Source organism: Bradyrhizobium sp. 1, assembly GCF_023073315.1.
In the GTDB taxonomy this organism is placed as follows: domain Bacteria; phylum Pseudomonadota; class Alphaproteobacteria; order Rhizobiales; family Xanthobacteraceae; genus Bradyrhizobium.
Genome location: NZ_JADPJH010000034.1, coordinates 186,568 through 203,734 on the forward strand (window position 1 = coordinate 186,568; position 17,167 = coordinate 203,734).

Sequence of the window (17,167 nt, forward strand, 5' to 3'; positions counted from 1 at the left end):
AGACCTGATTGCTACAACGCGCTCTCGCAAAATCACAGCCCAAACGAAAAGAGCCCCGTCCGAGGACAGGGCTCTCTAAACTCTGGCTTCGTCCAGTCTTACTTGAGGCTGGTCGAGATCGAGCCGAACTTGGTGTTCAGCGTGCTGCCGAGGTTGTTGACGACGGTGATGATCGCCAGCGCGATGCCGGCGGCGATCAGGCCGTATTCAATGGCGGTGGCGCCGGATTCATCATTCAAGAAACGCGCAACGAGGTTCTTCATAGAGTGCTCCCAAAAAAGTACACAAGGCTACAACTGGTCCGGTCTCTACGGCTTCCCAGCGCCGCCCGACCATGGAATCGAACGTAGAGGCAAAGAATTGCGCCGCAGTTAATTCGACTGCGTAAACACCAAGCGGTTTGCGTGTATTGGGCGATGGTAAACTGAAATTGAAAACAATCTGTTAAATTGTCGGGACATCACACAGCTCTCGCCGCGATTTACCCGAAGTTATGACCGCCGTGGTCCAATGGCGCCCGCTCGACACCTACCAACAAGAACAAGCAGGACGACGAGGCGGCATGTCCCTTTCCTTTGCCAACAGCATCGCGGTGCAGAGCCGCGCGCGCGCGCTGGTGCCGCTCTGCGTCGGAGCGGGCGCCTATCTGTTCTTCCTCTATGTCGGCGACACCTTGCTTCAGGACTCCGACTCGTTCTGGCAGATCAAGATCGGGCAATGGATCCTCGATCATCACGCCCTTCCGTATACCGACTTCTATTCCTTCACGCGGCCGGGTGCGCCCTGGGTGTCGACCTCATGGTTGTCGCAAGTGGCGTTCGCCTTCTCCTATGCGCAATGGGACTGGGCGGGCCCGGTGATCCTCACCGCGCTCGCGGTCGCATTGTCGGCGGCGATCCTGGTCGATCTGCTCGACGCGCATCTGGAGATGCCGCGCTCGGTGCTGTTCGCGATGCTGGCGGTCGTGCTGTCGCTGCATCACATCCTGGCGCGGCCGCACATCCTGGCGCTGCCCGTGATGATCGCGTGGGTCGGCATGCTGATGGCTGCCGCCGATCGCAGGGGCACGCCGTCATGGGCCTGGCTGCCGCTGATGTCGCTGTGGGCGAATCTGCATGGCGGCTTCGTGCTCGGCCTCGCGCTGATCGGCCCGATGGCGTTCGTGGCGCTGTGGGGTCTCGAGTCCGGCAAGCAGGTCCGGCTGCTGCTGCGCTGGTTCCTGTTCGGCGTTGCCGCGCTGGCCGCGTGCTGCGTCACGCCCTATGGCTGGCGCACATTGCTGGGTGCGACCAACATCCTCAATCTCGGCGAGTTGCTGACGGTGATCTCCGAATGGTCGCCGGTGAATTTCGCATCCTTCAACGCGTTCGAAGGCGCGCTGTTCGGCCTGATCGCGCTCGGGCTCTATCGCGGCCTGACGCTGTCGCCGCCGCGCATTCTGCTGATCCTGCTGCTGACCTGGATGGCGCTCAGCCATGTCAGGAGCATCGAGGCCTTTGCCTTCCTGGTGCCTCTGGTGCTGGCCAAGCCGCTTGGCGAAAAATTCCCGCTGCAGCAACAAGATGCGCAAGGCGGTGCGAGCTGGTCTGCCCGCTACATAACCGCAACGGGCGCGCTGATGATCGTGGCAGCAAGCTGGACCTCGACATCGCTCTTCATGTCGCATCATCGTTTCAACTTCACGATGGACCAGACGCCGGTGGCGGCGCTCGACCTGCTCGAGAAACGTGGGGCGCAGCGCATCTTCAACGCCTACAAATTCGGCGGCTATCTGATCGCGCGCGACATCCCGGTCTTCGTCGACGGCCGCGCCGAGCTCTATGGCGAGAAATTCGTGATGGACTTCTTCAACGCGACGGAGGGACGCAAACCCGCGCTGCTTCCCGGCCTGCTCGACGAGCACAAGATCGACGCGACGCTGCTGGTGGCCGATTCTCCGGGCCCGCAGATCCTCGACCACCTCAAGGGCTGGAAGCGGATCTATGCGGATGACATCGCGGTGGTGCATGTAAGGGAGAGCGCGGACGGGTCGGCGGCGACGGCAAAATCGAAGTAGTTGCAGGGTAGGCAAAGCATGGCGTGCCCACCATGCCGCAACATCCGGTGAAAGTTGGTGGGCACGGCGCGTGCGCGCCTTTGCCCACCCTGCTTCTTCGTCGCAGCACCAAGCGCGTCTAATTACCTGCAAGGATGGCGGCGGCCGTCGAGACCGAGATAGGTGCCCGTCGCCGGATCGAAGGATCGATAGCGCTCCGAGCAGGACCGCGACATGGCGCCGTCCGCGCGCGCCATAGCGTTGCCCACGCCTTGCACAGGCGCTGCGCCGTCCGGCAATTCGAGGCCCATCCGGCCCGCCGGCGTCAGCGTGCCATTCAGGTTGCGATCGGGGTTCTCCGCCTCGTACGCACCGGGATGGCTGCTCGCAAAGCCGGATTGCGCGTAGGCAGTTGTGGCCGTCAGGGCCGACAACAAGGCCGCGGCAGCGAGAGTTTTAAGTCCAGTCATGGTCGATCTCCATCATGAGCCCGGTGCATCGCGCGGCCGGTGCGACGGGAAGTGGATCGACATGGTGCGCGGGACAAGCTCGCTGCGCGCCTGGACTGGTCGGCAGCGCAATCTGGTCGTTCAAATCCGGAAAGAGTCGTTTGTTTGGGAATGCGACGGAGGGTGCACCGCCGCCGCGTACGAAGAGATCGGCGGTGAGGCCTCCTGCCCCGGACGCAGCGCAGCGTCCCTTCGACGGTGCGCTGCAGAGCCGGGGCCCACGCTGCAGCGGCCTGCGTGGCCTTCTGGGTCCCGGCTCTGCGCAGCAACGCTCACGCGTTGCAGCGCGTCCGGGACACGAGAGGACGCGAGCCATAGCCGCAAACTCCGTCATTGCGAGCGCAACTCCCCGTCCGGCAATCAATTCCCGGTCTGCAATTCGCCAAAGCGTTCCCAGCTCTTGCCGTTGAAGCGCATGAACTGCATCTGGTCGACCGGGACGTGATCGGTCGGGCCGGTGTTGACCTTGATGCCGGGCAGCAGCATCGGCAATTCGAGGTCGCGGATCGCATAGGCCTGCTTCAGGATGTTCTCGGTCGACAGGTCGTCGCCGCAGGCTTTCAGCACCGCCTCGAGCGCCATCGCGCTGTTGTAGGCGTTGACGTAGTTGGTGTCGTGCTGGTCGGACTCGGGTACGTATTTCGTCATGAACTCGCGCCAGCCCTTGACGCCCGCATCGTCCCACCAGGCGGGATCGTCGGGGTCCTTCACATAGGCGGTCGAAATGATGCCGGTGCCCGCTTCCAGGCCTGCGGGCTCCATCACGGTCGAGATCCACACCGCAGTGTTGGAGAGGAACGTCATCGGGCGCCAGCCGATCTCGAAGGATTTGCGGATCGCCTGGGCCGCGAATTTCGGGGTCGCGGCGATCACGAAGACGTCGGCACCTGACGCTTTCAGCTTCACGATCTGGGAATCGATCGTAGGATCCTGGATCTCGTAGGTGGCGCCCGTCACGACGCTATCGTATTTCTCGCCGAGCACGTCCTTGAGGCCGGCGAGATAGTCGCGGCCGTAATCGTCGTTCTGCGAGATGACGGCGAATTTCGCGTTCGGGTTCTTTGCCAGCGCATAGCGCGCATAGAGCCGCGCCTCGTAACGGAACGGCGCCTGCACGCCCATCGTCGCCTGCGGATATTGCGCGATGTCGGCGAATTTCGAGGCGCCGGAGCCGATGAAGAGCTGCGGCACGTTCTTGGACTGAAGATATTTTGCGACGGCGGTGTTGTGAGCGGTGCCGATCGAGGAGAAGATCAGCGCGACCTCGTCGCTCTCCACCAGCCTGCGGGTCTGCTCGACCGATTTCGGCGGCGCGTAGCTGTCGTCGAGCGAGATCAGGTTGACCTTGCGGCCGTTGATGCCGCCCTTCTCGTTCAGCATCTTGAAGTAACCGACTTCGCCCTTGCCGAGCGCGCCAAACGCCGACACCGGCCCGCTATAGGGCATGGTCTGACCGATCCTGATTTCGGTTGCGGTGACGCCGCGCATCTCGGCGGCGTCACAGGGAAGCGTGAATGTCAGGAATGAAATAGCGCCAAGCGCGCCCAATGCTGCCGTCAAGCGCATCGGCCTCCCCTCCCCTGTTTGCGGTCGCGCCGCACCTTTTAATTGACAAGAGCATGCCATGACATCGCGGCGGACTCCAATCATTATCGGGCGTCGCTCTCATGGTTGCTACGCTTGCTACATCCGTAACGTCTTCGGAGGTGACGCGCCGTTGTTGCCATGCGGTAATGTCCTGCCGTCGAACAGGAATACGCCTCATGATGTTTCGCAATTTTTTCACCGCACTTCTCGTCACGGTTACGCTCAGCGCAGCGCAAGCGGCGCCGCGATGGCTGAACCTGCCGCCGACGCCGACATTGCCCGAGGCGGCGCAAAGCGGCCTCGCGCCCGTCAACGGGGTGAAGATCTGGTACGCGGTCTATGGCCGCGGCGAGCCCGTGCTGTTGCTGCATGGCGGCCTCGCCAACGCCAATTACTGGGGTCATCAGGTCCGCGCGCTGCAACGGCACTATCAGGTCATCGTCATGGAGAGCCGCGGTCACGGCCGCAGCAGTCGCAATGGGGAGCCGTATGGCTACGATCTGATGGCCTCGGATGTGGTCGGGCTGCTCGACCATTTGGAGATCAGGAAGGCCGCGATCGTGGGCTGGAGCGACGGCGCGATCATCGGCCTCGACATCGCGATGAAGCATCCGGAGCGGGTGAGCAAGCTGTTCGCCTTCGCAGCGAATTCGAATCCTTCAGGCGTCGCTGATATTGCGTCGAACGACGTGTTCAACGCCTACATCGCCAGGGCCGGCGAGGAGTACAAGCGCCTCTCGCCGACCCCGACCGAGTACAAGGGTTTTGTCGCCGACATGACCAAGATGTGGGAGAGCCAGCCGAAATGGACGGCCTCGGATCTCGCAGGCGTCGAGGTGCCGACATGGATCGTCGACGGCGACCACGACGAGGCGATCAAGCGCGAGAACACCGAGTTCATGGCCGCGAACATTCCGGGCGCCGGCCTGCTGATCCAGCCGCAGGTCAGTCACTTCTCGTTCCTGCAGGATCCGGAGCAGTTCAACGATGACGTGCTGCATTTCCTTGGGCGGCGGGATGCGCCGGAGCCTGCGGCGAAGTGAAGGCGCTTTCGGTGCAACAACGCGTTCCTCTCTCGTGTCCCGGGCGCGCTGCAACGCTCTTGGCGTTGCTGCGCAGAGCCGGGACCCGGAAGGCAACACAGTAGGATGCGGAGACATGGGCCCCGGCTCAGCAGCGCACCGTCGAAGAGACGCTGTGCCGCGTCCGGGGCACGAGACCTGCGGATAACAAAAAACGCGGCGTCTCCGCCGCGTTTTTCAATTCGATCTGCCGTTCGGCGTTACGCCTGCGGCTGCGGCTCCAGGCCGGGATCGGCATCGGGCCGCGGGCGCGGCGACTTGCCGGCCGGGGGCACGGCGGAGGCGCGCGGCGTGGTCGGCTCGAGCACGGACTCGCGGTTGGGCTTCTTGCCCTTGAGCAGGTCGATGATCTCGTCGCCGGAGAGCGTCTCGAACTCGAGCAGGCCCTTGGCGAGAGCCTCGAGGTCGGCGCGCTTCTCGGTGAGAATGCGCGTCGCTTCGTTGTAGCCCTCTTCGACGAAACGCCGGATCTCGGTGTCGATCTTCTGCACCGTGGCTTCCGATGCGTTCTGGGTGCGCGACACCGACATGCCGAGGAACACCTCGTCCTGGTTTTCGCCATAGGAGACGGTGCCGAGCGCCTCGGAGAGGCCCCAGCGCGTCACCATCATGCGGGCCAGGCGCGTGGCCTGCTCGATATCGGAAGACGCACCCGAGGTCACCTTCTCGCGGCCGAAGATCAGCTCTTCGGCGACGCGGCCACCCATCATAATGGCGAGGCGCGAGGTCATCTGCTCCAGCGACATCGACAGCTTGTCGCGCTCCGGCAGCTGCATGACCATGCCGAGCGCACGGCCGCGCGGAATGATGGTCGCCTTGTGGATCGGGTCGGTCGCGACGACGTTGAGGCCGACGATGGCGTGGCCGCCCTCGTGATAGGCCGTCAACAGCTTCTCTTCCTCGGTCATGACGAGCGACTTGCGCTCGGCGCCCATCATCACCTTGTCTTTCGCTTCCTCGAACTCGGCCTGGGTCACCATGCGCTTGTTGCGGCGGGCGGCGGTCAAAGCGGCTTCGTTGACGAGGTTCATCAGGTCGGCGCCGGAAAAACCGGGGGTGCCGCGCGCGATGGTCTTGAGGTTGATATCGGGAGCCAGCGGCACCTTGCGGACGTGAACCTTGAGGATCTGCTCGCGGCCGACGACGTCGGGGTTGGGCACCACGACCTGGCGGTCGAAGCGGCCGGGACGCAGCAGCGCGGGATCGAGCACGTCGGGACGGTTGGTCGCCGCGATCAGGATCACGCCCTCGTTGGCCTCGAAGCCGTCCATCTCGACCAGCAGCTGGTTCAGCGTCTGCTCGCGCTCGTCATTGCCGCCGCCGAGACCGGCGCCACGGTGACGACCGACGGCGTCGATTTCGTCGATGAAGATGATGCAGGGCGCGTTCTTCTTGGCCTGCTCGAACATGTCGCGGACGCGGCTGGCACCGACGCCGACGAACATTTCGACGAAGTCAGAACCTGAAATGGTGAAGAACGGCACGTTGGCTTCGCCCGCGACCGCACGCGCGATCAGGGTCTTGCCGGTGCCGGGAGGGCCGACCAGCAGCACGCCGCGCGGGATACGGCCGCCGAGGCGCTGGAATTTGCCGGGGTCGCGGAGGAATTCGACGATCTCCTGCAGGTCCTGCTTGGCTTCGTCGACGCCGGCGACGTCCTCGAAGGTGACGCGGCCATGCGCTTCCGTCAGCATTTTTGCGCGCGACTTGCCAAAGCCCATCGCCTTGCCGGCGCCGCCCTGCATCTGGCGCGACAGGAATATCCAGACGCCGATCAGCGCGATGAAGGGCAGCCAGGAGACCAGCAGCGAGACGAACCACGGCACGTTGTCGCCGGGCGGCTTCGCGGTGATCTGGACCTTGCTGTCATAGAGGCGTTTCACCAGCGTCGGATCGCTGGGGGCATAGGTCTGGAAGCTCGAGCCGTTGGTGAAGGTGCCGTGGATATCCGGCCCCTGGATCACGACGTCGCGCACATTGCCGCGATCAACTTCGCTCAGGAGCTGGGAGAAGGCGATGTCCTGCGAGGAGGCGCGCTGACCCGGATTCTGGAAGAGCGTGAACAACGCCAACAGCAGCAAGACAATGATAACCCAGAGGGCGAAATTGCGCAGATTGGCGTTCATCGATCTTCCTTCGTGGTCGCGCGGATCGCGGCCCTAATCCTTGGGCATACGAGGAAATCCCCAAGGAATCCTCATCATTAGACGCATACAATTTAGGTGCCGTCCCGGTCGCTGCCAAGGGAACGAGATGGGACTATTTATCCCATCTTAGAGCGATTCCCGCTGAAATAATGGCGACCTGGCCGGGGTTTTTCCTGCCTGGTTAAGGTGTCCTGACGCGGTACAGCAGAAACGGCCGGTGTCATGGTCCGCCCTTCACGTCCCGTTACAAGTCCTTTGGGGACCGCCGGGCCGGTGCAGGCCTGATGTGGATACGCCCGCCGGCAAGGCTGATCAAGGCTCCCGCGAGGGTCTGCTTCAGGATCGCACGGCCATTTGCCGGGGCACGGGGACCCGCGGCGGCCGGCTGATTGATGGCCTGATCGAGCGCAGCCAGGAGGGTCTCGACCTTGCCCAGTTCCGCCGGCCCTTCGTGGCCCAACGCGTTAACGGCCCGCAGCAGCAGCCGCAGCCGGACCTCCTCCGGCAGGAGGGCAAAGGCTTCGGCTTCGAAAAAGGTTTGGGCCTCGACGCTGCGACCACCCGCCTGCGGCGCATCGCCGCGATCCCGCAAACGGAGGAAGCGCTCGGCGCCATCGACCAGCACCTCGACCGCGGCATTGGCACGCGACAGCCGCGTCGCGAGCCGCGCAAGACTCCTGCTGTCGCCACCTTCGGCCGCGAGCTGCGGCAGCAGCGCGCGCAGCCGTGGCCGGGTGAAGGCGGTGTCGCGATTGGTGGGGTCGTCGGCAAACGAGATCTTCGCCCGCTTCAAGGTCGCGATCAGCTGCGCCTTCGGGACATCGAGCAGCGGACGCGCCAGCACGATGCCGTCGCGCTCCGTGAGGCGCGCCATCGCCGACAGCCCGGCAAGCCCACTGCCGCGGAGCAGGCGCATCAACAAGGTCTCGGCCTGGTCGTCGCGGGTGTGGGCGGTCAGCACATGGCTTGCGCCGGCGGCGCGCGCCGCCTGCGCAAGCAGACGGTAGCGGGCTTCGCGTGCAGCGGCGGGCAATCCCGTCTTCGGCTTGGTGCCGCGCCAGCGCAAGGTCCGGTGCGTCAGGCCGAGCGCGGTTGCGAGCCGCTTGACCTCGCGCGCCTCGCGCGCGGCTTCCGGACGCAGGCCGTGATCGACGGTGACGACGAGAAGACGAGGACCGCGCGAAAAACTGCGCTGCCAGCGTGCGGCGAGCCACATCAGCGCGACCGAGTCAGGGCCGCCGGAAACTGCGAGCATCAGCGCCGGCGCAGCTTTCAGCCCGGCGAAGAGCTGCTTCGCCGCGCGTGCCGAAATCGGTGAATTGTCGTCGTCTGGCATGACGCTGCAATCGTCCGCGGGTGGACCGACTGTTTAGCGCAACGCCGTCCGCTTTGTCAGTGAACAACGCCTGGGATCAGCACTTCACCCGCTTCTGCTCGCGATCCACCGCGGCTTTGACGCCGCCCGACGCACGCGGATATTTGCGGCCGACTTCGCCGAAGGCGGCGCAGGCGGCTTCCTTCTCCTTCAGCGCCGCCAGCGACTGGCCGAGCCGCAGCAGGGCATCCGGCGCCTTGGCCGATTTGTCGTACTTCGTGGTAACGGCAAGGAAGGCTTCGGCGGCGTCGCGATATTGCTGGCGCTGATAGTAGCTCTCGCCGAGCCAGTATTGCGCGTCGCCGAGCAGCGGGTCGCTCGGATATTTCTGCGCAAAATTCTTCATGGTCTGCTCGGCCAGCGCATAGTCCTTGCGCTGCATGTAGCCGATGCCGAGGTCGAACTCGTCGCGCGGCGTCGCCGAGGGCGGCAAGGTGGTGAGGCCAGCGCCCGCCGCCTGCCCCTGCTGGGCCGGCGGATAGCCGGGCTGTGCTGCCGGCGGCACGCCTTGCTGATAGCGCGGGCTGGTGTTGGCGAGATCGAGCGGCTCGCCGGCGTTGCGCCCGCCGGGCGCGCCGGCTCCCGCCGGCATCGGCTGCTGTCCGCCGCCAAGGGCGCGCGGTGCGCCGGGCGCGTTCGGGTTCTGGCTCGGGTCGAAGGAATCGCCGCGGCGGCGCGTGCCGGGGGCGCCGGGCGCCGGCTGCTCCTGAATGATCGGCGCGGGAGCGGCGATCTGCGGCTGCTCGTAGTTCGGCTGCACGGCCTGCTGCTGCTGGCGATAAGGCGGCGCGACTTGAGCGGGCGGCATGGCGGCGGCGTTGGGCTGGCCCTGTCCGGGCGCGGCTTGCGCACCGCCTTCGAGCGCCCGCAGGCGGTCCTCGAGCTGGCGGTTGCGGTATTGCAGCTCCTCGTTCTGGCCGGTGAGCTGGCGCAGCTGGTTCTCCAGCCGCTCGATACGCATCTCGGGATCATCGTCCGACTGCGCCAAAACAGGCGAACTCAACAAGACCGGCGAGCAGAAGGAGAGCAGCGCGGCGATGGCCACGGTGCCGGTAAAGACCTTGGATCTGGATGACATCTTGCCCTGACGACGAAAGCGAAATGGTCTGCGACGGAACATTCGACGCGCCACACATTGAAAGGCACTACGCCAAAAATGTGGCTGGCACCACGGGGTTGCTGTCACAGATCGCTGAAACGAAACCGGCGCCCGAGAGGGCGCCGGCATAATCGGTTTCTGAAGATGAACGGCGGCTGACCAGAAGCGTCAGGAGCTCGCGTTCAGCACGGTCACGGCACGACGGTTCTGCGACCAGCAGGAGATGTCGTTACAGACGGCCACCGGCCGCTCTTTGCCGTAGGAAATCGTGCGCATGCGGTTGGCGTCGATCCCGCGCGAGGCGAGGAACGAACGCACCGACTGGGCGCGGCGCGCGCCGAGCGCAATGTTGTATTCGCGGGTGCCGCGCTCGTCGGCATGACCTTCGATGGTGAAGGAGTAGCGCGGATAGTTCTGGAGCCACTGCACCTGCTTCTCCAGGGTCACCATGGCCTGCGGGGTCAGATCGGTCTGGTCGCTCTCGAAGAACACGCGGTCGCCCACGTTCACGACGAAGTCCTGCGGGCTGCCCGGCGACGCCACGCTCCCGTTGGCGTCCAGGGCCGAGTTCTGCTTGGCGCAGGCGCCCATCGACAGTGCGATGGCGACCACCGCGGCCAGCTTCAATCCCTGGAGGATACGCATAGGATATTTCATTCCGGAGCCTCCACGCTCACGTTCGTCCACTGCTGTCCGGTCTACAGGGGGTTGGTTAAGCGAACGTTCCGTCAACCTTGACGGAACCTTGCCTCAGCCGGTCAAATGCCCCCAACCCGCGAAAAGCAATCGTCATGGTTAATGGGTTGTAAATGTGGCGCGAGGGTGAAGGCAAGCCGCGTTAACCGGCAAAAACGCTGGCCTTGCTTGAATTTTGGGCCTGAGAGCGGAGAATCCCGGAAGCGCCTTCAGGCAAGGCGTGCGCGCCTCGATCAGGCGAGGGCGGCTTCCGCCACCAGCACCGGCCGCTGCGGGACCTGACGCTGACCGCCGCGCCCGAACAGCATCCGCCGCTCGAAGGCGGTGGACCGCATGATCGGATAGCGTTCGAACACCTTCTTGCGGAAGGTCGGGAAATCAGCCGCCATCAGTCCGAACGGCTTGGTGAGGCCGGGCACCAGCCGCGGCTCGGCGATGGTCTCGTGCAGGAACACCCGCCGATAAAACGCCTGATGCTCGGGACGCACGATGGCAAGGCCGAGATCGGCATTGAAATGCTCGCACGCCATGTAGGCGAGCCGGGTCGTCAGATACGGTAATTCCGGAACGCGCTTGACCTGGTCGGGATCGGCGACAAAGCGGGTCGGATCGATCATGACCTCGCCGCGATCGAGCCGCGGCAGCAGGATGTCCGGGAAGACGTCGGCCGAGGTGGATTCGCGCCATTCCGAGGTCAGCACGCTGATGCGCACCGAGCTGCAAAGCTGGCCACGGAGATAGACGCCGAAGGTCCAGGCGTTCGGCTGTTCGTCGTAGCGGTCGGTGACCCGCGCTTCCGCCGTTTCCTTGACGGCGCCTTCGCGCAGATAGGCGCGGTAGCGGAGATTATAGATCTCTTCCTTCTCCGCGGCCGTTTCCGCAAGATGATAATCGACGTCGGTCAGGAGCTCCGCACCCCGTCCAACAGCCGAAATGATCGCTCTGGCTGAGGACTGCATTCCAACTCCTTACGCACCACCGCTCACCACGCGCGCGAAGACAACTTCCACGCGCGTAATGAATTGTTAACAGCTTCTTAACAATGAAGCAAAGCAATCGAAGGGTTAGGGTTAACCCCCCGTAGGACTACGGTGTCCAGCAACAGACTGAAACGACAGGGAATTCCCGATGACGGGCTTAGGCGAAGGAGCGCGATCCGACGACCTGGAGCAGGCTCTCGCCGCGCCGTCCATGCGAGGCGTTGAGGAGCTGGCGCATCCGCACGGCGGGCACCGGACGGCTGAACAAATAGCCCTGCGCCTCCGAGACGGTGCCGTCGGCGCTGATCAGCTCAAGCTGCTCGTTGGTCTCGATGCCCTCGACCACGACGGCCATGCCGAGGTCGGCCGATAGCCGCGCGACGCCGCGCAGCAGCGTCAGCGGCCGGTCGGTGTCGATGCCTTCCAGGAAGGAGCGGTCGATCTTGACCTTCTGCATCGGGAAATTGTGCAGATAGCTGAGGCTCGAATAGCCGGTGCCGAAATCGTCCAGCGAGATGCGCACGCCGAGCGCATGCAGCTGCGACAGGATATCGTGGGTCAGCTGGGTATTGCGCAGCAGCGAGGATTCGGTGATCTCGATCTCGAGGCGATGCGCCGGCAGGCCCGACACTTCGAGCGCGTAGCGGATCTCGCTGAGCACGTCGCGCTGGTGGAATTGCTGCGGCGAGAAGTTGACGGCGACGCTGACCCCGTCCGGCCACTTCATGCATTCCATGCAGGCGCGGCGCAGGATCCAGCGGCCGAGATCGACGATCAGGCCCATATCCTCGGCGACCGGGATGATGTCGACCGGCGAGACCGTGCCGCGCACCGGATGGTTCCAGCGCAGCAGCGCCTCGCAGGTGGTGATCCTGCCGGACTTGAGGTTGACCAGCGGCTGGTAGAACAGCTCGAACTCCTCGTTGGCCAGCGCCTTGCGCAGGTCGAGCTCGAGGATGCGGCGGGCCTCGACGGTCGCCGCCATCTCGTCGCGAAAGAAGCAGAAGGTGCCGCGGCCGTCGGCCTTGGCGCGGTACAGCGCCATGTCGGCGTTCTTGAGCAGCGTATCGGCGCTGGCGCCGTCCGGCGAGGTCAGCGCGATGCCGACGCTGGCGCCGATCTCGACGAGGTGATTGTCGATACGGTAACGCTCGCTCAGGCGTTCGACGATACGGCGGGCGAGGCTCGCGGCATCCTCGGGCGCGCCGATGTTCTGCTGGAACACGACGAACTCGTCGCCGCCGAAGCGGGCGACGAAATCGTCGGGACGCAGCATCTCGCGCAGGCGGTTGGCGACCGCGCACAACAGCTGGTCGCCGCAGGGATGACCGAGCGTGTCGTTGACCTGCTTGAACTGGTCGAGATCGACGAACAGCAGCGCGGAGAGCCGTTCGGCGTCGTGCGATTGTGCCAGCAGCCGCTCGATCTCGTCGCGGAACGAGACCCGGTTGGGCAGCGCCGTGAGCTCGTCATAGCGGGCGAGATGGCTGATACGGGCTTCGGCGTTGGTGCGCTCGGTGATGTCTTCCAGCAGCAGCACGGTGCCGCCGCCGGTCATCGGCTGGAACGTCCAGGACAGGGTGCGGCCGCGCGAGGGATCCGGATCGGCGGTGACGACCTCGCAGATCCGCGCATGCTCGATCTCGGCCAGAACCTGCTTGCCGCTCTCCGCCGAGAGGGAGCCTGCGGCGACGCAGGCCGCGACGATGTCGACGGCCGTGGCGCCGCGCTTGACCAGGTCTTCAGGCAATTCCATCAGTTCGCCGAAGCGATGGTTCATCACCGCAAGGCGGCCATCGGCGCGAAACATGCACAGGCCGTGCGGCATGTTGTTGAGCGCCGTATCGAACTGGCTCGCCAGCGCGGACTCGCGGAAGCTCGAGGTCAGCGCCTTCACGAAGATCGCGTGCAGGGTGAGGTTGATATTCTTCAGCCCGATGAAGAAGAACACGAGCAGGATGGCGAGCCCGATATGATAGAAGCCGCCGTGCAGCACGAGAGCGAGCGACATCGGGAAGCAAGCGAGCGCGATGTGCCACTGGATCATCCGGGGCTGGCCGTAGTTGCGAGCGGCGCCGCCAGCGGTGTAGCCAATGCCGATGGCGACACAAAGCATGTCGGCAACAGCATCCTCGTTGAGATAGATGACCACGAAGGCCCATAGGCCGAGCACCGCGGCATAGCTGATCGCACCGAGCCAGTAGCGCGGCTCCAGGTTCTTGGCCTCGTCGAATGATAGCGGGTGCGTGCGGTTTTCGTAGCTACGCATCTGGAACGCACGCGCGGTGCCGATGGCGATCAGAAGAAATGCGAGCGGCCAGAGCCAGACGTCGCCGGTCTTGAGCGCAGTCATGACCGCGGCCACGGCCGCGGAGGCCGAGCCCAGGAAGATCGCCCAGAAATTCTGAACCATAGAGTTGATCAGAGCGGCGTAGAGTATCGGCTCCAGCTCGTCTCGATCGCTCTGCTTCTGGTCAGCCAGCTGCATTGCCTGTTACGCGTCCTGTTTGGCGCGTACTTTTACCCAGCCGAGATGAAGTCTTTCTGAGGGAACATCGTTAAAGTCGAGTTGTTTTTCGGCAATAGCGAACCTGTTTCCGCTGAAATATCAAGCAACTAGGCAATCGTTGCCGAGCACAAGGTGAAGGAAAGCTTGCTTTCCTCACCGAACCCGAAAAAATCGGCGCGTTTTTTCGAAAACATCGCGCGTCCAAACGCGCGCTACGAGAACCACGTTCCGATGGAATCGGAACGTGGTTCTCGATTCTTGTTTTGACGCGTTTTCTTCGCGCGAACCGGTACCCGCTTCGCTCGAAAACGCTCTATTGACCCGCCGTGGAAGACAGTAGCGGCGACCATGCCGGGTCGGAGGCGAATCCCGGCGTCGGCACCTTCAGCTCGTTGCGGCCGGAGATGTCGACGGAGAACAACGACGGTCCGCCGGCGCCGCCGGGATCGCGGAAGAACATCAGTACGCGGCCGTTCGGCGAGAAGGTCGGGCCTTCATTGTGATAGCCGGAGGTGAGCAGCCGCTCGCCGCTGCCATCCGGCTTCATCACGCCGATCGAGAACTGCCCGCCGCCTTGCCTGGTGAAGGCGATGTAATCGCCGCGCGGCGACCACACCGGCGTCGAATAGGTGGCGTTGGTGTCGTCCTTGGAGAAGGAGATGCGCTGAGCCTGTCCGCCGCCCGCCGCCATCACATAGATCTGCGACCTGCCGCCGCGATCGGATTCAAAGCAGATGCGGGTGCCATCCGGCGAGTAAGACGGAGACGTGTCGATCGCCGGCGTGTCGGTGAGGCGCGTGGTCGAGCGCGAGCGCAAATCCATCACGAACAGATTGGAATTACCGCCCTGCTGCAGGCTCATGATGACGCGCTGGCCGTCCGGCGAGAAACGGGGCGCAAAGGTCATGCCGGGGAAGTTGCCGACGGTCTCGCGCTGGCCGGTCTCGATATTGAAGAGATAGACCTTCGGATCGCCCTGCCCGAACTCCATGTAGGTGATCTCTTGCGAGTTCGGCGAGAAGCGCGGCGTCAGCACGAGGTCGGCGCCGCGGGTCAGGTAGCGCACATTGGCGCCGTCCTGGTCCATCATGGCGAGCCGCTTGACGCGGCGCTCCTTCGGCCCGGTCTCGTCCACGAACACGACGCGGCTGTCGAAATAGCCCTTCTCGCCGGTCAACTTCTCGTAGATCTGGTCGGAGATGATGTGGGCGATCCGGCGCCAATATTCCGGCGAGGTGAAATATTGCTGTCCCGCAAGCTGCTGGCCGGTGACCACGTCCCACAAGCGGAATTCGGCCTTGAGCCTTCCGTCCGGCTGCCGCGTCATGCGGCCGGTGACCAGCGCCTGCGCGTTGAGGGTCTTCCAGTTCTCGAATTGCGGCGCGACGTCGATGTTGCTGATGCGCTCGATGAAGGCGGCCTGGTCGATCGGGGCAAACAGGCCCGAGCGCTTCAGATTGTTGGTAATGACCTGGGTGACGCCGTTGCTGACATCGCCGTCGGCGGGCGAGCCCGGCACGAAATTGGAGATCGCGATCGGGATCGGCCGAAATTCGGTAGGGTCGATGCGGAGCCGCCCCTGCTGCGGCTGCTGGGCGAAGACCTGTCCACCCCCGAGCAGCGCGAGCGTCGATCCCGTGAGGGTCATGAAGCGGCGGCGGTTCATCGATCGAGCGTCATTCATCGCAAAATTCTTTTGTCCGGATGTCACAACATATCTTTCAGGCCGAAAGTCATTTCGATCTTCTTCCAGCCCTCATATTGCTGCCTGGGCATGAACGAATAGACCTGACATTGCACGATGGCGCGCTTGGCGCTCTCGGCCACGGCCTGGGCAATCGACTTGGACGGGCCGCGCACCTCGACGATAATAGGCTCGGCCGCAAGCGAGCCGTCGATCTTCATCGGGATGTCGATGTCGGCCTCGTATTGATCGGCGTCCTGCCCGTTATAGGTGGGCGTGAAGCAACGCCGGACCGCACTCGTGAACGCGCCCCGCCAGGTCGCAACGTTGTTGGAGGCCGTCCCGGAGGTCGTTCCAAGCGCAGCCGACGCGTTCAGCGCCGAGCCGCCGAGTTCATGCCGGGTCGGATCTCTCTTGTCGAGGTTGCGCTGAATCTGCGCGGGGTCGAACGGGCGCTCCATCGGCTTCGGCTGCTGCTGCGGCTGCACCGCCGCGACCTTTCGCTCCGGCGGCTTGGGCGGCGGCTTCTTGGTCTCCGGCTTCTTCAGGAGCTCGGCGAGCGGATCTTCCTTGGCCGGGTCAGGCTTCTTTTCCGCCGGCTTCGGCTCTTCCTTCGGCTTGGCTTCGGCGACGGGCTTCGGCGGCTCGGGCTTCTTTTCGACCGGCTTCTCGACGGGTTTTGGCGGCGGCTCGGGCGTCGCGTTGGTCTTGATCAGCTCTTTCTTCTCGGTGACCTTGCCGACAGCGTCTTCCTCGGGTTTGGCTTCGGCGATCTTCTCGACCTTGGGCTTCGGCTCTTTCTTGTCGCCGGTCTTCTGCCCCGACATCATCTTCGCGAGCTGATCGGAGGAGATGATGTCGATCGGAAGCGACTCTTCCGCCGGCACGAAAGCCCTGCTGCTATAGGCGAACAACCCCCATCCAAGCACAAGGACGTGGAGAGCAATCGACGCAACCAGTGTCTTGTCGACGTTCACCTTCACTGGCTTACGATCCCTGATCCGCCTCGGTGACGAGCGCCAGCTTCTTGAAGCCCGCGCCGGACAACAGGCCCATGACCTTGGCTACCGTTCCGTAGTCCGCCTTCTTGTCGGCGCGCAGATAGATGCGCTCCTCGAGCCCGCCGCGCGCGTCCGTGATCGCCTTCAGCTTCGGGATCAGCTCGTTGATCGCGATCTCGGAGTCGGCGATGAACACCTTGCCCTTGATGTCGACCGACATCTGGATCGGCTTCTGGTCGTTCTGCTCGAGGCTCTTGGCCTGGGTCTGCGGCAGGTCGAGCGGCACGCCGACCGTGAGCAGCGGCGCCGACACCATGAAGATGATGAGCAGCACCAGCATCACGTCGACCATCGGCGTGACGTTGATCTCGGCCATGACCGGCTTGCGCCGGCTGCGGCGCCCGCCGCCTCCGGACGAACTGGCTGCGTTCATGCCCATGGTCTGGTGCCCAAATTGCCCTTC

14 protein-coding genes are annotated in these 17,167 nt (G+C 64.1%); 2 read left to right on the plus strand and 12 right to left on the minus strand.

Features of this window, described 5'->3' with window-relative positions; all coding sequences use genetic code 11:
* Positions 1 to 98 precede the first annotated feature (98 nt).
* Positions 99 to 263 carry a Flp family type IVb pilin gene (locus tag IVB29_RS30840; RefSeq protein ID WP_129275205.1) on the minus strand — a complete coding sequence of 55 codons (165 nt, stop codon included), beginning with the start codon at positions 261 to 263 and terminating at the stop codon, positions 99 to 101.
* Between the two features lie 299 nt (positions 264 to 562).
* Between IVB29_RS30840 and IVB29_RS30845 the strand changes: the two genes are divergently transcribed.
* Positions 563 to 2,056: a hypothetical protein gene (locus IVB29_RS30845; RefSeq protein ID WP_247507180.1), complete on the plus strand. Its 1,494-nt coding sequence runs from the start codon at positions 563 to 565 to the stop codon at positions 2,054 to 2,056.
* Between the two features lie 122 nt (positions 2,057 to 2,178).
* Here IVB29_RS30845 and IVB29_RS30850 read toward each other — a convergent pair whose 3' ends face one another.
* Entirely contained in the window at positions 2,179 to 2,505 is a 327-nt protein-coding gene (locus tag IVB29_RS30850) for a BA14K family protein (protein WP_247507181.1), read from the minus strand.
* A gap of 399 nt (positions 2,506 to 2,904) precedes the next feature.
* The gene (locus IVB29_RS30855; protein WP_247507182.1) at positions 2,905 to 4,110 is read right to left on the minus strand and encodes an ABC transporter substrate-binding protein; all 1,206 of its coding nucleotides are present in this window, start codon (positions 4,108 to 4,110) and stop codon (positions 2,905 to 2,907) included.
* 197 nt (positions 4,111 to 4,307) lie between these two features.
* Here IVB29_RS30855 and IVB29_RS30860 point away from each other — a divergent pair, with 197 nt between their 5' ends.
* Complete coding sequence (locus IVB29_RS30860; protein WP_247507183.1) at positions 4,308 to 5,174, plus strand: alpha/beta fold hydrolase; 867 nt, start codon at positions 4,308 to 4,310, stop codon at positions 5,172 to 5,174.
* 239 nt (positions 5,175 to 5,413) lie between these two features.
* On the opposite strand, the gene ftsH is transcribed toward IVB29_RS30860, so the two are convergent.
* The 9 genes from ftsH to tolR all read right to left on the minus strand — a co-directional run bounded on the left by ftsH (position 5,414) and on the right by tolR (position 17,143).
* On the minus strand, positions 5,414 to 7,339 hold the full coding sequence (gene ftsH / locus IVB29_RS30865) for an ATP-dependent zinc metalloprotease FtsH (RefSeq protein ID WP_247507184.1): 1,926 nt from the start codon (positions 7,337 to 7,339) through the stop codon (positions 5,414 to 5,416).
* A gap of 265 nt (positions 7,340 to 7,604) precedes the next feature.
* Complete coding sequence (gene tilS / locus IVB29_RS30870) at positions 7,605 to 8,696, minus strand: tRNA lysidine(34) synthetase TilS (protein WP_247507185.1); 1,092 nt, start codon at positions 8,694 to 8,696, stop codon at positions 7,605 to 7,607.
* A gap of 76 nt (positions 8,697 to 8,772) precedes the next feature.
* The gene (gene ybgF / locus IVB29_RS30875; RefSeq protein ID WP_247507186.1) at positions 8,773 to 9,813 is read right to left on the minus strand and encodes a tol-pal system protein YbgF; all 1,041 of its coding nucleotides are present in this window, start codon (positions 9,811 to 9,813) and stop codon (positions 8,773 to 8,775) included.
* A gap of 189 nt (positions 9,814 to 10,002) precedes the next feature.
* Positions 10,003 to 10,491: a peptidoglycan-associated lipoprotein Pal gene (gene pal / locus IVB29_RS30880; protein ID WP_247507187.1), complete on the minus strand. Its 489-nt coding sequence runs from the start codon at positions 10,489 to 10,491 to the stop codon at positions 10,003 to 10,005.
* A 272-nt stretch (positions 10,492 to 10,763) separates the two neighbouring features.
* Positions 10,764 to 11,489 carry a hypothetical protein gene (locus tag IVB29_RS30885; RefSeq protein WP_247507188.1) on the minus strand — a complete coding sequence of 242 codons (726 nt, stop codon included), beginning with the start codon at positions 11,487 to 11,489 and terminating at the stop codon, positions 10,764 to 10,766.
* 178 nt (positions 11,490 to 11,667) lie between these two features.
* Positions 11,668 to 13,998, minus strand: coding sequence for an EAL domain-containing protein (locus tag IVB29_RS30890; RefSeq protein ID WP_247507189.1), 2,331 nt, complete (start codon positions 13,996 to 13,998; stop codon positions 11,668 to 11,670).
* Positions 13,999 to 14,332: 334 nt separating this feature from the next.
* Positions 14,333 to 15,685 carry a Tol-Pal system beta propeller repeat protein TolB gene (gene tolB / locus IVB29_RS30895; RefSeq protein ID WP_247507677.1) on the minus strand — a complete coding sequence of 451 codons (1,353 nt, stop codon included), beginning with the start codon at positions 15,683 to 15,685 and terminating at the stop codon, positions 14,333 to 14,335.
* 41 nt (positions 15,686 to 15,726) lie between these two features.
* On the minus strand, positions 15,727 to 16,686 hold the full coding sequence (locus IVB29_RS30900) for a protein TolA (protein ID WP_247507190.1): 960 nt from the start codon (positions 16,684 to 16,686) through the stop codon (positions 15,727 to 15,729).
* Between the two features lie 4 nt (positions 16,687 to 16,690).
* Positions 16,691 to 17,143 carry a protein TolR gene (tolR, locus tag IVB29_RS30905; RefSeq protein ID WP_247507191.1) on the minus strand — a complete coding sequence of 151 codons (453 nt, stop codon included), beginning with the start codon at positions 17,141 to 17,143 and terminating at the stop codon, positions 16,691 to 16,693.
* Positions 17,144 to 17,167 lie beyond the last annotated feature (24 nt).

Bases quoted from the DNA above. Each gene is read 5' to 3' on its own strand.
- IVB29_RS30840 (WP_129275205.1), bottom strand. From the start codon at position 263: ATGAAGAACCTCGTTGCGCGTTTCTTGAATGATGAATCCGGCGCCACC.
- IVB29_RS30845 (WP_247507180.1), top strand. From the start codon at position 563: ATGTCCCTTTCCTTTGCCAACAGCATCGCGGTGCAGAGCCGCGCGCGC.
- IVB29_RS30850 (WP_247507181.1), bottom strand. From the start codon at position 2,505: ATGACTGGACTTAAAACTCTCGCTGCCGCGGCCTTGTTGTCGGCCCTG.
- IVB29_RS30855 (WP_247507182.1), bottom strand. From the start codon at position 4,110: ATGCGCTTGACGGCAGCATTGGGCGCGCTTGGCGCTATTTCATTCCTG.
- IVB29_RS30860 (WP_247507183.1), top strand. From the start codon at position 4,308: ATGATGTTTCGCAATTTTTTCACCGCACTTCTCGTCACGGTTACGCTC.
- ftsH (WP_247507184.1), bottom strand. From the start codon at position 7,339: ATGAACGCCAATCTGCGCAATTTCGCCCTCTGGGTTATCATTGTCTTG.
- tilS (WP_247507185.1), bottom strand. From the start codon at position 8,696: ATGCCAGACGACGACAATTCACCGATTTCGGCACGCGCGGCGAAGCAG.
- ybgF (WP_247507186.1), bottom strand. From the start codon at position 9,813: ATGTCATCCAGATCCAAGGTCTTTACCGGCACCGTGGCCATCGCCGCG.
- pal (WP_247507187.1), bottom strand. From the start codon at position 10,491: ATGAAATATCCTATGCGTATCCTCCAGGGATTGAAGCTGGCCGCGGTG.
- IVB29_RS30885 (WP_247507188.1), bottom strand. From the start codon at position 11,489: ATGCAGTCCTCAGCCAGAGCGATCATTTCGGCTGTTGGACGGGGTGCG.
- IVB29_RS30890 (WP_247507189.1), bottom strand. From the start codon at position 13,998: ATGCAGCTGGCTGACCAGAAGCAGAGCGATCGAGACGAGCTGGAGCCG.
- tolB (WP_247507677.1), bottom strand. From the start codon at position 15,685: ATGAACCGCCGCCGCTTCATGACCCTCACGGGATCGACGCTCGCGCTG.
- tolR (WP_247507191.1), bottom strand. From the start codon at position 17,143: ATGGGCATGAACGCAGCCAGTTCGTCCGGAGGCGGCGGGCGCCGCAGC.